This window comes from Methylobacterium sp. AC315 (assembly GCF_979253755.1).
The window spans coordinates 292,009-307,417 of record NZ_CEEDEA010000006.1; the positions used below are offsets into that span (position 1 = coordinate 292,009).

13 protein-coding genes are annotated in these 15,409 nt (G+C 69.0%); 7 read left to right on the forward strand and 6 right to left on the reverse strand.

The features are described 5' to 3' along the window. Positions 1-10 precede the first annotated feature (10 nt). The 4 genes from AC0IY0_RS13545 to AC0IY0_RS13560 all read left to right on the forward strand — a co-directional run bounded on the left by AC0IY0_RS13545 (position 11) and on the right by AC0IY0_RS13560 (position 4,751). Positions 11-967: a carbohydrate ABC transporter permease gene (locus AC0IY0_RS13545; protein WP_147906899.1), complete on the forward strand. Its 957-nt coding sequence runs from the start codon at positions 11-13 to the stop codon at positions 965-967. Beyond that, positions 964-1,902, forward strand: a complete 939-nt coding sequence (locus AC0IY0_RS13550) for a carbohydrate ABC transporter permease (protein WP_471764061.1) — start codon at positions 964-966, stop codon at positions 1,900-1,902. The genes AC0IY0_RS13545 and AC0IY0_RS13550 overlap by 4 nt, the downstream gene beginning before the upstream one ends. A 128-nt stretch (positions 1,903-2,030) precedes the next feature. Continuing rightward, positions 2,031-3,650 carry a dihydroxyacetone kinase subunit DhaK gene (locus AC0IY0_RS13555; protein ID WP_471764062.1) on the forward strand — a complete coding sequence of 540 codons (1,620 nt, stop codon included), beginning with the start codon at positions 2,031-2,033 and terminating at the stop codon, positions 3,648-3,650. Between the two features lie 144 nt (positions 3,651-3,794). Further along, positions 3,795-4,751: a D-2-hydroxyacid dehydrogenase family protein gene (locus tag AC0IY0_RS13560; protein WP_471764064.1), complete on the forward strand. Its 957-nt coding sequence runs from the start codon at positions 3,795-3,797 to the stop codon at positions 4,749-4,751. Between the two features lie 2 nt (positions 4,752-4,753). On the opposite strand, the gene AC0IY0_RS13565 is transcribed toward AC0IY0_RS13560, so the two are convergent. The 4 genes from AC0IY0_RS13565 to AC0IY0_RS13580 are packed head-to-tail and all read right to left on the reverse strand — an operon-like array spanning position 4,754 to position 8,803. Further along, on the reverse strand, positions 4,754-5,857 hold the full coding sequence (locus AC0IY0_RS13565; RefSeq protein WP_471764066.1) for an ABC transporter permease: 1,104 nt from the start codon (positions 5,855-5,857) through the stop codon (positions 4,754-4,756). Then, entirely contained in the window at positions 5,854-6,777 is a 924-nt protein-coding gene (locus tag AC0IY0_RS13570; RefSeq protein ID WP_471764067.1) for an ABC transporter permease, read from the reverse strand. Before AC0IY0_RS13570 ends, AC0IY0_RS13565 begins: the two co-directional genes overlap by 4 nt. Continuing rightward, positions 6,774-8,363, reverse strand: coding sequence for a peptide ABC transporter substrate-binding protein (locus AC0IY0_RS13575; protein WP_471764068.1), 1,590 nt, complete (start codon positions 8,361-8,363; stop codon positions 6,774-6,776). The genes AC0IY0_RS13570 and AC0IY0_RS13575 overlap by 4 nt, the downstream gene beginning before the upstream one ends. A gap of 2 nt (positions 8,364-8,365) precedes the next feature. Further along, positions 8,366-8,803 (reverse strand): GlcG/HbpS family heme-binding protein, encoded by a 438-nt coding sequence (locus tag AC0IY0_RS13580; protein ID WP_147906894.1) that lies wholly within the window; start codon positions 8,801-8,803, stop codon positions 8,366-8,368. A gap of 211 nt (positions 8,804-9,014) precedes the next feature. Between AC0IY0_RS13580 and AC0IY0_RS13585 the strand changes: the two genes are divergently transcribed. After that, the gene (locus AC0IY0_RS13585; RefSeq protein WP_471764069.1) at positions 9,015-9,983 is read left to right on the forward strand and encodes an alginate O-acetyltransferase AlgX-related protein; all 969 of its coding nucleotides are present in this window, start codon (positions 9,015-9,017) and stop codon (positions 9,981-9,983) included. A 56-nt stretch (positions 9,984-10,039) separates the two neighbouring features. On the opposite strand, the gene AC0IY0_RS13590 is transcribed toward AC0IY0_RS13585, so the two are convergent. Together AC0IY0_RS13590 and AC0IY0_RS13595 are read right to left on the reverse strand one after the other, a co-directional pair. Further along, complete coding sequence (locus AC0IY0_RS13590; RefSeq protein ID WP_471764070.1) at positions 10,040-11,074, reverse strand: alpha/beta fold hydrolase; 1,035 nt, start codon at positions 11,072-11,074, stop codon at positions 10,040-10,042. Positions 11,075-11,148: 74 nt separating this feature from the next. Beyond that, entirely contained in the window at positions 11,149-12,213 is a 1,065-nt protein-coding gene (locus tag AC0IY0_RS13595) for a WcbI family polysaccharide biosynthesis putative acetyltransferase (protein WP_147906892.1), read from the reverse strand. Positions 12,214-12,407: 194 nt separating this feature from the next. Here AC0IY0_RS13595 and AC0IY0_RS13600 point away from each other — a divergent pair, with 194 nt between their 5' ends. After that, on the forward strand, positions 12,408-13,739 hold the full coding sequence (locus AC0IY0_RS13600) for an MFS transporter (protein ID WP_471764072.1): 1,332 nt from the start codon (positions 12,408-12,410) through the stop codon (positions 13,737-13,739). A 740-nt stretch (positions 13,740-14,479) separates the two neighbouring features. Further along, positions 14,480-15,100, forward strand: coding sequence for a hypothetical protein (locus tag AC0IY0_RS13605; protein WP_471764075.1), 621 nt, complete (start codon positions 14,480-14,482; stop codon positions 15,098-15,100). Positions 15,101-15,409 lie beyond the last annotated feature (309 nt).

The following is a 15,409-nucleotide window of genomic DNA, read 5'->3' on the forward strand; positions in this document are numbered from 1 at the left end:
AGGCGTACCCATGGCGCACACGGCCCTGACACAGCCGGCTCCGAATGCGGTCCTGACCCGCTCGGCCTGGCAGCGCCTGCGCGCCAGCCGCGGTTGGGCGGGCTTCTGGTTCATGCTGCCGACGGCGCTGATCCTGGGCCTGTTCCTGGCCTATCCGCTGCTGAAGGGCATCTGGCTGTCCTTCACCAACACCCGGATCGGCCGGGAGGGCACGTTTATCGGCCTGGAGAACTACGCCTGGCTCTGGGACGACGACGTGTTCTGGCTCTCGGTGTTCAACACCTGCCTTTACACGGCGGTGGCCTCGGTGGTGAAGTTCGGCGTCGGGCTCTACCTCGCACTGCTGCTCAACAAGAACATGCCGTTCAAGTCGATCGTCCGGTCGATCGTGCTGATCCCGTTCGTGGTGCCCACGGTCCTGTCGGCGATCGCGTTCTGGTGGATCTTCGACAGTCAGTTCTCGATCATATCGTGGTCGCTGCGCCACATGGGGATCATCGACGGCAACATCGATTTCCTGGGTCAGCCGAGCATGGCCCGCGCCTGCGTGATCTTCGCCAACATCTGGCGCGGGGTACCGTTCATCGCGATCACGCTCCTCGCCGGGCTGCAGACGGTCTCGCCGTCGCTCTATGAGGCTGCGACCCTCGACGGGGCCTCGAACTGGCAGATCTTCTCGCGCATCACCCTGCCGCTGCTGACGCCGATCATCGCCGTGGTGATGACCTTCTCGGTGCTGTTCACCTTCACCGACTTCCAGCTGATCTGGGCGATGACCCGGGGTGGCCCGGTCAACGCCACGCACCTGATGGCGACCCTGTCGTACCAGCGCGGCATCCTCTCCGGGACGCTCGGCGAGGGGGCGGCGATCGCCACCGCGATGGTGCCGTTCCTTCTCGCCGCGATCGGCATCTCGTGGTTCGGCCTTCAGCGCCGGGCCTGGCAAGCCGGGGGAACCGACCGATGAGCGCACCCGCTCCGCCCGCCCATGCCGACCCGCGCCTCGCCTCCGTCGTGGCGGCCCGCCCCGCCGGCCTCACCGACGACAGCGAGGGGATGGCCTACCTGGAGCGCCTGCCGCGGCGGCTCGTGACCACCTACCTGCCGCTACTCATCATCCTGGCGGTGCTGCTGTTCCCGTTCTACTGGATGGCGCTCACGGCGATCAAACCGGACGAGCAGCTGATCGACATGGAGCGGTTCAACCCGTTCTGGGTCGTGGACCCGACGCTCAAGCACATCAACAAGCTCCTGTTCGAGACGCAGTATCCACGCTGGCTCTGGAACACGATGTACGTGTCGGTGGCGGCCACCATCCTATCGCTGTTCGCGAGCGTGCTGGCCGCCTATGCCTGCGTGCGGATCCGCTACCAGGGCGCCGGCTGGGTCGGCGCGGCGATCTTCCTCGCCTATCTCGTGCCGCCCTCGATCCTGTTCATCCCGCTCGCCACGATCATCCAGGCCTACGGCCTGTTCGATTCGCCGATCGCCCTGATCCTGGCCTATCCGACCATCCTGATCCCGTTCTCGACCTGGCTCCTGATGGGCTACTTCAAAACCATTCCCTACGAGCTGGAGGAATGCGCCCTCATGGATGGCGCGAGCCGGTGGCAGATCCTGACCAAAATCATCCTGCCGCTCGCCTTCCCGGGCCTGATCTCGGCCGGGATCTTCTCGCTGACCCTGTGCTGGAACGAATTCATCTACGCGCTGACGTTCCTGTCCTCGACCCAGAACAAGACCGTGCCGATCGCGGTGGTCAGCGAGTTCGTGGATGGCGACGTCTACAAGTGGGGTTCGCTGATGGCCGGCGCGCTGCTCGGCTCACTGCCTCTGGTGATCCTCTACTCGTTCTTCGTGGAATACTACGTCTCCGCGCTCACCGGCGCCGTGAAGGAGTAGCAGCTGCGGGCCGGAACATCGCGTAGAATGCGCCGACAGCCATTGTGCCGGGGCCTGCGATTGCTCAGACACTCCGCCCCGCCGCCGCACTGTGAGAGCTGCGGACCGAGATCGCGGAAGGTCACGCCATGGCCCACTTCATCGAGGCTCGCGCCACCCTGGTCGGCGACGCCATAGCGGGGCTGCTCGCGGCCAGCGGCGGCCGCCTGGCGGGGCTGGACGGCGACCCCGACATCCGCGTCGTGCTGCGCGCCGACCTGGATGCGGACAAGGTCGCGGTGATCTCGGGCGGCGGCTCCGGGCACGAGCCGGCCCATGCCGGGTTCGTCGGAGCCGGCATGCTGAGTGCCGCCGTGTGCGGCGACGTCTTCGCCTCGCCGAGCGTCGATGCGGTCCTCGCCGGGATCCTGGCGGTGACCGGGCCGGCCGGGTGCCTGCTGATCATCAAGAACTACGCGGGGGACCGGCTGAATTTCGGCCTCGCGGCCGAACGGGCCCGGGCCCTCGGCCGCAAGGTCGAGACCGTCATCGTGTCCGACGACATTGCGCTCCCGGCGGCCATGCAGCCGCGCGGCGTGGCCGGCACCCTGTTCGTGCACAAGGCCGCGGGACACGCGGCGCAGGCGGGCGCCCCGCTGGAGGCCGTCGCGGCGCTCGCCCGCCGGGTGGCGGATTCGGCGCAATCCCTGGGGATCGCGGTCTCGACCGCGACCATTCCCGGTTCGCCCCGGAGCGAGCGCTTCGTCGAGGGGCAGGCGGAACTCGGGCTCGGCATCCATGGCGAGCCGGGGGTGGAGCGCATCGCGCTGCCCGGCGCCGGCGATCTGGCCCGTCTGATGACCGAGCGCTTCTCCGCGACCGGGCCGCTGGCGCTCCTCGTGAACAATCTCGGCTCGGCCACGGCCCTGGAGATGCAGGTCCTGACCCAGGCGGTGCTGGCCACCGATCTCGGCCGGCGGGTGCGCCTGCTGCTCGGGCCGGCGCCGCTGATGACTGCGCTCGACATGCACGGGGCATCGGTGTCGATCCTGCCACTCGACGACGCGATCGAGGCGGCGTTGCTGGCGCCGGTCCCCGTGCCGGCCTGGCCCGGTGCGGTGCGGATCGCGCCGCCGGTCCTGCGCCCGCTTCCCGCAGGGCTCGCGGGCGAATCCTTCGCGCCGTCGCGCGATCCCGCGGTCGCCGCACGGCTCGCCGCCGTCACGCGGGCGCTCATCGCCTCGGAGGGCGCGCTCAACGCCCTGGACGCGAAGGTCGGCGACGGGGACACCGGCACCACCTTCGCCGGCGCGGCGCGAGCGGTGGAAGCGGACATCGACCGGCTGCCGCAGGCCGACCCGGCAGCCCTGTGCCGCGCGCTGGCGGTGCGGATCGGCCGCGCGGTCGGCGGTTCGAGCGGCGTGCTGGCCTCGATCTTCTTCGCCGCCGCCGCGTCCGCGCTCACCGACGGTGCGTCCTGGCCCGACGCGTTGGAAGACGGCGTGGCCCGGGTCAGGGGCTACGGCGGTGCCGGCCCGGGCGATCGGACCCTGCTGGACGCCCTGATCCCCGCGCTCGAAGCCCTGAAATCGGACGGCCTCGACGCCGCCGCCGCTGCCGCCCGCGCGGGCGCCGCCGCCACGGCCCGGATGGACCGCGCCGCCACCGGTCGGTCAAGCTACCTCGCGGCGGCGGATCTCGCTGGTGTCGAGGATCCGGGAGCGGCCGGGGTTGCGATGGCGTTTGAGGCGTTGGCGGCGGCCAGCTGAACGGCGCTGGCGGGGCTGCAGATCTTTCAACCGTGATTCCTCGACCGACGTTGCGGCCATTCGTGATTTCCGGAAGCGTCAATGCATTCGCGAACACCGCGCCTGCGCGAGCGTTGCAGCGTCTGAAGCTGGAGAGCGGCCACCGTGCGAACCTGCCTGATCCTCGACGACTATCAGAACGCGGCGCTCGGCCTCGCCGATTGGGCGCGCCTGTCCGACCGGGTCGCGGTCGCGCCGGTCACCGAGCACATCGCGGATCGGGGCGCCCTCGTGGCCAGGATCGACCAGGCCGAGATCCTAGTGATCATGCGCGAGCGCACGCCGTTTCCGGCGGATCTGCTGGAGCGTCTGCCCTGCCTGAAGCTGCTGGTCACCAGCGGCATGCGCAACCTCGCGATCGATGTCGCGGCGGCGCGGTCGCGGGGCATCACGGTCTGCGGCACGGAATCGAGCCCCACGCCGCCGACCGAGCTGACCTGGGCGCTGATCCTGGGCCTCGCCCGCCACCTTGCGGTCGAGAGCCGGAATCTTCGGGACGGTGGTCCTTGGCAGAGCACGATCGGGACCGATCTGGCCGGGGCGACGCTCGGTATCCTGGGGCTAGGCAAGATCGGTGTGCGCGTCGCCGAGATCGGCCGCGCCTTCGGCATGCGGGTGATCGCCTGGAGCCCGAACCTCGACGATGCCCGGGCCGCAGCCGCCGGGGTGGAGCGTGCGCAGTCCAAGGACGCCCTGCTCGAGGCAAGCGACGTCGTCAGCATCCATCTGGTGCTCGGCGAGCGCACACGCGGCCTTCTGGGCGGGGAAGAGCTGCGCCGGATGCGACCGGGCGCCCTGCTGGTGAACACGTCGCGCGCGCCGATCGTCGATCAGGCCGCCCTGGTCCGGGCCTTGGAGGAGAGGTGGATCGCGGGAGCTGGACTCGACGTCTTCGAGACCGAGCCGCTGCCGGCCGACAGTCCGTTCCGGCACCTGCCGAACGTCCTGGCGCTGCCTCATGTCGGCTACGTCACGCGCAGCAACTACCGGACGTTCTTCACCCAGGCCTTGGAGGATATCGAGGCGTGGCTCGCCGGTTCGCCGATCCGGCTGCTGGGCTGACGTCAATCGCTGCGCGGGTCGACGGCGTCGGCCAGGCCGTCGCCCAGGAGCGTCAAGGCGACCAGGGTGGCGATCAGGAAGGCGGCCGGACCGGCCAGCATGTGGGGGGCCGACTCGATCGCCCGGGCGCCCTCGGCGATCAGCACGCCCCAGCTCGTCTGCGGCTCCTGAACGCCCAGCCCGAGGAACGACAGGAAGCTCTCAAGCAGGATCACCTGCGGCACCAGCAGGGTCGCCGCCACGGCTACCGGGCCGAACGTGTTCGGCACGATGTGGCGCAGGATGATCCGGGGCGTGCCGAGGCCGAGGGCGCGGGCGGCGCGGACGAAGTCGCGCTCGCGCAGCGACAGGGTCTGCGCCCGGACGATCCGGGCCATGTCGAGCCATTCCACCGCGCCGATGGCCACCAGCATCAGCGTCAGGCTCGCCCGGAAGAACACCAGCAGGAGGATGACGAAGAACACGAACGGCAAGGCGTAGAGCACGTCCACCAGTCGCATCATCACGGCGTCGACGGCGCCGCCGACGAAGCCGGCGGTCGCGCCGTAGCCGACGCCGATGAGCAGCGCGACCAGGGTGGCGGTGAGTCCGATCAGGAGGGAGACGCGGCCGGCGACGAGGCAGCGGGTGAGCAGGTCGCGGCCATGCACATCGGTGCCGAGGGGGAAGTACAGGCGCCGCACCGGCACGCGCACGATCAGACGCGTCCCATCCTGCGAACCGTCGACGACCCGCGGCTCTCCGAACAGGTCGGAGCGCGGCAGGTAGACGAGGCTGCGCCGGTCGAATGCGGTCTCCGAACCCAGCGTCAGGCGTACTGTGTCACCGTCGCGGGCCACGTCGTCGAGGCGGGCCCGCATCCGGAAGGCGAGGCGTTCGAGGGCCGGGCGCAGATGCTCGGCATCCGGCTGCGCCCTCAGGCCGGCCGGAAGCTGGCGCAGGTCTGGATAGGCCCGTACCGGATCGTGCCCGGTCAGCGCCGGGCCGAACAGGCAGGTCAGCGCGGTCAGGACGAGCACGGCAAGGGCGGCCATCGCCACCCGTTCGCGGCCGAGCCGGAGCAGCATGCGCGCCGCAGGCCCGGTGGTGATGCCCCCGGTGCTCATGCCAACCGCCGCAGGCGCGGATCGAGCCAGGCACAGGCGAGGTCGGCGATCAGGTTCAGGGCGATGACCAGCACCGCGACCACCAGGACAGTGCCCATCACCAGCGTGTAATCGCGGTTGAGTGCCCCCTCCACGAAGTAGCGGCCGATGCCGGGCAGGCCGAAGATGGTCTCGACCACCACGGATCCGGTGAGCAGGGCCGCCGCCAGCGGGGCCAGGTAGGCGACCACCGGCAGGAGCGCCCCGCGCAGCGCATGCCGGGTGATGCGAACGGGCGGCAGGCCGAGGCTCCGCATGGTCCGCACCGGTTGGGTGCGCAGCACCTCGCCGAGCGAGGCGCGGGTCAGGCGTGCCAGCGCGCCCACCTGCGGCAGCGCGAGGGTCACCACCGGCAGGATCAGGTGGCTCGGCGCGCCGCCCTCCCAGCCGCTCAGCGGCAGCCAGCGCAAGGTCAGCCCGAACACGATCTGCAGGAGCGGCGCCACCACGAAGCTCGGCAGCGACAGCGACAGCGCCGCGCCGAGGCCGAGCAGCCGGTCCAGCGCGCCGCCGCGCCGGAGCGCCGCCACGGTTCCGAGCCCGATCCCCAGGCAGGTCGCAAGCGACAGGGCCAGGGCTCCGAGGGTCGCCGAGATCGGCAGCCCCCGGGCGATCAGGTCGCGCACGCTTTGGTCGCGGAACGAGAAGGACGGGCCGAGATCGCCCCGCGCCAGGGCCGCCAGGTACCCGCCGAACTGCACGTTCAGCGGCCGGTCCAGGCCGTAGACCCGCCGCAGGTTGTCCATGGCGGCCGGCGCCAGCGGACGCTCGAGGTCGAACGGCCCTCCGGGCGCCAGCCGCATCAGGAAGAAGCTCACGGCCACCACCGCGAACAGCGTCGGCACCGACTGCGCGAGGCGGCGCAGGATGAAGCGGATCACGCGTCGAGCCTCATGAAGCGGGTCGGTGCGGCGTTGCGCAGGTTCGGGACGTACCCGTGCAGCCGCGGTGCGATCAGCGCCTTCGAGCGATAATGCATCAGCGGGATCCAGGGGAGCTCGCGCAGCGCGATGGACTCGGCATCGCAGAGCAGCTCGGCCCGGCGGGCGAGGTCGCGTTCGGCGGCCGCGCTGGTCAGGAGCGCGTCGTAGGCCGCGTCCGACCAGCGGCCGGCGTTCAACCCATCGTTGCCGCTCTGGAGCAGAAACAGGAAATTCTGCGGATCGGAATAGTCGGCAATCCAAGAATAGCGGGCGACGTCGAAGCTGCCGCCGTCGCGCAGATACGCGAAATGCGTCTTGGCGTCGGTGTAGACAAACCGTGTCTCGATCCCGAGGTCGCGCCACATCTCGGCCACCGCCACTGCGGTGTTGCGGTTGTTGTCGCTGACGTTGAACCGGTACTCCACGGTGAGCGGCCGGCCCGGCCCGAAGCCGGCCTCGTCGAGCAGGCGGCGCGCCTGCGCCTCGTGGTCGATCGGCAGGCCCAGGCGCCCCGCGGTCTCGGGCGGCGTCCGATAATTGTCGATGCCCGGCGGGCACAGGGAATAGGCCGGGCTCATGGTGCCGCCGTAGAGCCCGTCGGCGAGATATTCCCGGTCGATGAGCAGCGACAGCGCCTGGCGGACCCGCCGGTCCGAGAACGGCGCCTTGTGGGTGTTGACCACCAGGGCTTCGAGCCCGAGCGACGGACCGAGGACCACCTGGGCGCCGAAGCGGCGGCGCAGGTCGGCGATCTGGTCGGCCGGGAGCTGGGACAGCGAGTCGAGTTCCCCCGCCGTGTAGCGGCGCACCGCGCTCGACAAGTCCGGCGTCGGCAGGAAGGCGACGCGCCGGATCGCGATCGCGCGGGCTTCGGGATGGTGCGGATTGACCTCGAGGGTGATCGCCCCGCCCGGCACCCGGTCGACCAGCCGGTAGGGGCCGTTGGTCACGAAGTTGCCCGGGCGAGTGAACGCATCGCCGTAGCGCTCGATCGACGCGCGGTGCACCGGCAGGGCGGTCTGATGGGTCAGGAGCTCGAGGACATACGGCGTCGGCTGTTCGAGGGCGATCCTGAGCCGGAGAGGCCCTTCCGCTGCGACCCCGAGGGTGTCGCCGGCTGCATCGCCGCGGTTCACCGCCGCCGCCCCGCGGATCGGAAACAGGATCTCGGCGTATTTCGCCCCCGTGGGCGGCGCCAGGATGCGGCGGAACGCATAGACGAAATCGTCCGCGGTGACGTGGTCGCCGTTCGACCATCGTCCGTCCGGACGCAGCTCGAAGTGTAAGATGAGGCCGTCATCCGAGACGGTCCAGGATCGGGCGGCGCCCGGGATGATGGCCCCGTGATTGTCGTAGGTCAGGAGGCCGTCGAACAGGTCGCGCAGGATATGCGCCTCCGCCACCGTGGACGAGCGGTGCGGATCGAGGGTCTCGGGATCGGCGTCGTTGCCGCGGCGGTAGAGGCCGGGATCGCCGGCGCGGGCGGCCCGTGCGACCGCGAGGGCGGCAGCACCGGCCAGCCACGTACGCCGGCGGATCGCCATCCTCAGGCGCCGGTCTCGGGCACCAGGCCGGCGGCTTCGATCGCCGCCACCGCGCAGATTTCGTCGTTGTCGGACGTGTCGCCCGAGATGCCCACCGCGCCGAGCAGCCGCCCCTCGCGGGAGCGGATCAGCACGCCGCCCGGCACCGGGACGAGCGCGGCCGGGCCGGCGACGTGGCTCACGGCGGCGACGAAATAGGGCTGCGCCTCGGCCCGCGCATGGATCGCCCGGGATCCGAGCCCCAGCGCCAGGGCGCCGTTGGCCTTCCCACAGGCGATCTCGGCCCGGCGCAGCGACGTGCCGTCCTCGACAGACACCGATTTGAGCGCGCCCCGGTCATCGTACACCACCACCGCCATCGGTTTCAGCCCACGGGTCCGGGCTTCGCGCAGGGCGGTATCCACGATGCTGCGGGCGGCCTCGAGCGTCAGATCGATCATCGGAATCCAAGGGCTGTCGCCGCTCCGGGCGGCGGTCCGATCCTTACCGGATCGATCGGGGACCGGTCCACCACAACGCCAGCCTGGTCGTCTCAGCCGGCGCGCTCGACGGCTTGTCTCCTGAACGGCCCGGGTGTTTCCGCTTGTTTCCGGCGCCGTCGGGCGGCATGTGTCGGCGTGCCGGCAGGCGCTCTTGGAGGATGGCCTAACTTTGTCTCAGGCAGGCGCGCGCGGTATCGCGGTTGGGCGGGACGGCTGGCTGTTCTGGGTCGGCCGCTCGGACGAACTGGTGGAACTGTACACCGATTCCGCTGTGACACGGCGCCTGCTGCGCCGGTGGGTGCAGCTGGTCGTCGGCCGCGTCCACCGGGCGGAATCCCTGGGCGCAACCTACGTCCACGCGATCGTGCCCGAGAAGATCGCTATCCATGCCGACACGCTCGACCGGCCGTTCCCGGGCCTGGCCGATCCGCCCGGCGCGCGGCTCGGCCGGCTCCTGGCGACGCAGACGCGGGCGGACCTGGTCGATCTCTACGAGCCCCTGCGGGCGGCGCGCGCCGAGGAACCGGTCTATCTCCGCACCGATACGCACTGGAACCATCGCGGCTACATCGCGGCCTACCGGGCGCTGTGCGAAGCGCTCGCGGTCGCGCCGGCGCCGTACGTGCTCGACGCCACCGGCCAACCCGCGCGCTTCGTGTTCGATCTCGGCGGCAAGCTCAAGCCGCCGGTGGACGAGGCCTATTTCGCCCACGAATTCCCCCGGCGGGCCCAGCGCAGCGAGGCCAACGCCCTGGTGCATCTGCGCGAGACCGGACGGGTCGCAGGCCGGGGCGGCTTCTTCGTCGGATCGCGCGCGGTGATGCGTAATCCCGAGGCCGCCGATCCGCGGCGGATCGTGCTGTTCGGCGATTCCTACGTATTCGATCAGGGGCCGCGCCTCACCGCGATGCTGGCCGAGAGCTTTCGCGAGGTTCACGCGATCTGGTCCGCCGAGATCGACTGGGCCTACGTCGCCGCCGTGAAGCCCGACCTCGTGGTCTACGAGATCGCCGAGCGCTTCCTCCGGCGCGTGCCGACCGACCGCTTTTCAGTCGACGCGTTCGCGGAGCGGCGGGTCCGGCGCGAGTTGAATCCCACCGTGCTCGACCGGCTGCGCACCCTTCTGCGCCTGCGCTGACGCGCAGAACGCCGCCCGACGCGTATCCCGCCAGCCCCGCAGGTGACGCGATCGCATTACGCCGGGGGCGATGCCGGCGCCCAGGTAAGGTTCTCCAGGAAGGTGTCGAAGTCGGCGATCATGTCGTCCGGCCGCTCGAAATGCGGGAAGGCGCCGGTCGGCAGGGTGAGGACGCGCCAGTTCGGCCGGCCCGCGACCCGCGGCGCCAGCCGGTAATCGACGAAGTCGCCGCGCCGCCCGTGCGCCATCCAGACCGGATGGCGCAACGTCTCGTAGAGACGCGTCGTGTCGGTCGGGAACAGGTGGCCTGCGATGAAGCAATACGGGGCGTGCTCGGCACCCGGCTGGTGGGCCGAGGCGTAATCATACGCGAACAGACCCTCGTCGATGTCCTTCGAGCCGAACGTCTTCTGCAGGAAGAAGCGCATGCTCGGCCGGGAGGCCAGCGCATCGAAGAGGGGCCGGCCGAGGGGCGGCCGGTCCAGCAGGTTGCGCAGTCGGTCGCGTCCCCGATGCCCGTCTGGAGGTCCGTCGCCGGAGAGTCGCGCATCGAACCCGGTGGGGCTGATCAGGCCGAGGCTGCGGTAATCCTCCGGCCGCTCGACAGCCGCGCGGGCGAGGTAGGAGCAGGACAACGACAGCGCCATCGCGTCGATGGCGCCGACGGAATGCCGTTGCCGGATCTCGGCCACGGCCGCACGGATCGCTTCCACCATCAGGCGGGGCGTGTAGAGGCGGCGCGATCGCTCGGAGAATCCGAAGCCCGGCAGATCCAGGGCGTAGACCGGGCGGGTCTGGCGGTAATGCAGGTAGAGCGGACGGACCTCGTAGGCGTTCGCGGCCGCGTTGATGGAGTGGATCAGCAGGAGCGGCACGCCGTCCCGGTCGGTCGTCCCATACAGCGAGAGCGCGCCGGCGCGATCCGTCGCGAGCATCTCGTGCCGGCCGGGCAGGGCCGGCGGCAGGTCCATGTGGCGGTCGACGGCGAACCGGCTCCAGCCGACGAGCCCGGCGGCCGAGCCGAGACCGGTCAGGATGGCCGCGATCCCGAAGCGACCGGCGCGTGTCTTCTTACGAGGCTGCCGGCTCATCGGGGCTCCAGAACCTCGGTCGGCCCCGACCCGGACGGTGCCAGTGCCGGGAAAGGGGAGACAGTGCCGTCGTATCAGGATGCGTGGCCGGCCAGGCTGTTCGACGCCAACGCCGGGGAACGTCCGGAGGGGCGGATCGGGCTGATGTCCCGGCCCGCCGCCTCGCGGAAGAAGTCCACCGTCGCCGGATCGTTGCGCCAGTCCTGGACGCGCCGCGAGACCAGGGCCTCGCGCGGGCGCTTGTCGTAGTTCGCGTAGGCCGCCGCCACGAATTCCGGCCGCGTCATCGTGCGGGCGGGGCCCGAGCGGCGCGTCTCGGCCTTGAAGAAGAGCGCGCTGCCGGGAATGCCGTAATGCGCGCCAATCTCGGGATAGACGGGCCAGCTGCCCTGGCCCCCGAGGTCGTCGGGCACGAAGGCGTCCAGGTCGCATTCGGGGTAGGCGACGCCGGATTTGGTCAGCAGCCCGCGGGCGAGGTCGGCGACCACGTAGAGCTTGGTGTGGTTGATCGAGTGCATGAAGCAGCCGCGGCGCGCCCACCGCGTCAGGTGCGTATCGAGATCGTACTGCGCCTGGGCGCCGAGGCCACGCAGGTAGGCGACCGACTCGTTCCAGAGATCGAAATAGCCCAGCCGCTCGAAGACCGGCTCGGCAAACAGGCGCAACGCCTGCGCCTGCGAGAAGCCGGCCAGATAGGCGTAGAGCGTGATCGCCGAATGCGAATGCCCCATCGGCCCGGAGATCAGGCCGTTGAGCGAGACGGCATCCTGCACGCCGACATGGATCAGATCCGGATGGTAGGCGCCGAACACGATGGTGGGGATCAGCCGGACCTTCGGGTGTGTCCGAAACCGGTCGATCGTGCCGCCGTCCTTGAACCGGGGCAGGTAGATGCTGGAATAGACGTGATCGTAGCCGTCGGCATGCGCCATCAGGTCCACGAGCTTCGGGAAGCGCCGGGTGACCGTGAAGGCCGAGACGAAATCGACCTGGGCGTCGGGCAGCAGGAAACGCAGCACCTTGGCCATGGAGCCGGCCTGGCAGACTCCGACCACAAGGATGCGAGGCGAGCCCGTCCGCTTCTTCCCGATCTGCGCAAGCCGGTGCCGCGCGCGCCAAAGGCTATCCACCGTCAACATGCCGCTTCTCTCGCATGTCCGCAGGCCGTGGGCAAACCGCACCGACGGCCCGGAGGCGGCTATTGGCGCGTATCGCAACCGGCAAGCAACACCGGAGGGCAGACTATGACAGTCGCGCGAAGTTGTCGTGCCTCAGGACTGGTGGCGGGGCCGTGCCTGATCCAAGCCGAGCCGACAGAGCCGGGAGGATTAAGATGGCGCCGACAAACGTGCCGGAACCCGTTTCGGATATCGAGCGGGCGACTCTGCGCAAGATCACCTGGCGGATCCTGCCGTTCCTGATGCTCGCCTACTTCATCGCGTTCGTGGACCGGGTGAATGCCGGCTTCGCGGCGCTGCAGATGAACCACGATATCGGCTTGTCCGCGGCGCAGTTCGGATTGGGCGGCGGCCTGTTCTACGTGTCCTACGTGCTGTGCGAAGTGCCGAGCAACCTCGCCATGGAGCGGTTCGGCGCTCGGATCTGGATCGCCCGGATCATGATCACCTGGGGGCTGGTTTCGGCGGCCATGGCGTTCGTCGTCGGGCCCACTTCGTTCTACGCGGTCCGCCTGCTGCTGGGCGCCGCCGAGGCCGGCTTCTTTCCCGGGGTGATCCTGTACCTCACCTACTGGTTTCCCCGCGCCTATCGGGGGCGGATCGTGGCCGTTTTCATGGTGGCGATCCCGATCTCGAGCTTCCTCGGCTCACCCATCTCGGCCTCGATCCTCAACACCGACGGGATGCTGGGCTATCGCGGCTGGCAATGGCTGTTCATCCTCGAGGCGATCCCGGCGGTGCTGCTGGGGATCATCGCATTCGCGGTCCTGCCCGACGGACCCGGCACGGCGCGGTGGCTCACGCCGCAGCAGAGCGCATGGCTGCAGGATCGGCTGGCAGCCGAGCGCGCCTCCGTGGTTGCGGGCGAGGGGGCGCCGGCCCGGCATCTCTCGGTCTGGCAGGTGATGCGCAACCGCTACGTGCTTGCCGCCTCGCTGATCTACGCGGGCGCCTCCGGGGCCAGCCAGTGCCTGTCGCTCTGGCAGCCGCAGATCATCAAGTCGTTCGGGCTGACGAACCTGGAGACGGGCCTGCTGAATTCGATCCCGTTCGGCATCGCCTCGGTGCTGATGATCCTGTGGGGCCGGTCCTCCGACAAACGGCGGGAGCGGGTCTGGCACACGGCAATCCCGCTGGGCCTGCTGGCGCTGAGCCTCGCCGCCTCGATCGCGACCGAGCAGCTGCTGCCGACGATCCTGATCCTGTGCCTCGCTGTGACGGCGACCTACATGGTGAAGGGGCCGTTCTGGGCGCTCTCCACCGAATGGCTGTCGGCCGGGGCGGCGGCGGCCGGCATCGCGCAGATCAACGCGATCGGCAATATCGGCGGGTTCATCGGCACATACCTGCTCGGTGTGATCAAGGATGCCACCGGCAGCTACCCGCTCGGCCTGTTGCCCCTCGTGGTGCTGTCGGGATCGGGCTGCCTGCTTGTCGTGGGCCTCGGCCGAGGCCGGCAGCGGGGCGTTGCGCCGGCGCGGGCCTGATCGAGCCTACCGGCCGGCATCGATTCGCTATCGGATGCACTTCGGCGGGCGGATGACACCGTTTCGCGGTCGATTCGCCCGCCTGCGTAGCCGTATCGATGGCACAGGTGTGAAATTCGTGTGTCGGCCCGCGGGCTCATCACGAGGCCGGGACGCGCCCTGAACTTTGCAAGACGATCAATATCGCGCGACCCGCCGATCTATAGCGCGTCCGAGGTGCATGATCGTATGACGGGAAAGAATATCGGTGCGGCGTTGCTGCAAATACCTGCCCAGGCCGCACAGCGGACTCGCCTGTTGACACGGCAATGCTCGCACGTTCTTATTCTTGTGCCTGAGGCATGACGCCTCAGCGGTACCCTTCCTCCGCGATGATCGCTTTCGGAAGGCCTACGCGAGTTGCTCGCGCACCCGGATATTCAAAGTCTATAGCGCTCAATCGATTGAAATATTGATCGCGCTTAACAGTCTATATGACCCAAAAGGTCAGGTCTGATTGGTGTCCGAGATTATTCTTGAAGCCAAGAAACGACGCTGCCAGCCCACAAGCTGGCAGCGTCGCCAGCCAGGCGACAACGACGACCGAAGTCTTCGGGCGGAAACGAGCCCTTCGAAGTCAAGTAAATCGCCGTCTGAGCAGCACGCCGAAGTGATAAGCGCTCAGACTTCAGAAACCGGATGGAGTTTTTGAGAACATCCTTTGTCAGCCGGTGTCCAGCTTAACACACGGAGTGCGTAAGATGTTCGCTGTCAGCCCCGTTGCGTCTGCCTCTGGCGCCGCGCTGAGGCCGCAGCTGGTCGATGAGCCGGAGCGGATTGCGTCCGTGATGGCAAACCAACTTGCGAAGCCGGTGGCGTTCGATCCGAGGACGACTTACGCGCTCACGGCCGACGCGGTCCTGTCGCTGGTCCGGGCACGCCAACCCGCTTCGGACGCCACCGTACCAACGGCCCAGCTTGCGCAATCTCCGAAGACGGATGGGCCGGAGAACGCGCCTCAGCCGCAGCGCACGGGCGATACGCGCGCGGCGGCGACGGTGCGCAGCGACGTCGATACCGGATCACAGCGTTCGGGTGATGCTGTCCCGATGGCGACCGCGCTGGATCGGTCGATCGCCGAGAGCAAGGCAGTCCGGCAAGCCGAAGATGCCGCGAAGTGGGATGCTTACATTTACAGTATCACGCATATCAATAGCAGCATCACGGCTGCAATCAGTTTTTATCTCATGTGCAACGACGTTCATTACCAGAGTTTCAAAGCCGAGCATCCCAGTACGGATGTCCGTTGGATCAATGTCGACAACAAAAAGATCGTTTCGCTCTGGCCGAAGGTGACGGATCAGTGGTTTTCGCCACGCTGAAGCCGCTGTCCTGGGCGTGTGGCTGCGTGGTCGAACAGCTGCCGACGTTGCGTTCCGCCAACGATCCGGTTTCGGCCGTCTGACCTGAATTAGACCGCAGCGGTCCCCCATGGAACCGCCACGGTCATCGCAGCGACAGGTTGGTCCGTAGATGCGACGCGAACGGCTGGGTCAGCGCCGTCGCGTGGCGTTCGTCGAGGCGGATCACTCGAGCATTTCCCGATCACGCTGCGATCGGGAACAGCTCTAAGTCCTTGATCGAACGCGTTCGCTTACGCCGACCCGACCTGTACTCCGGCGGCAAGCGCT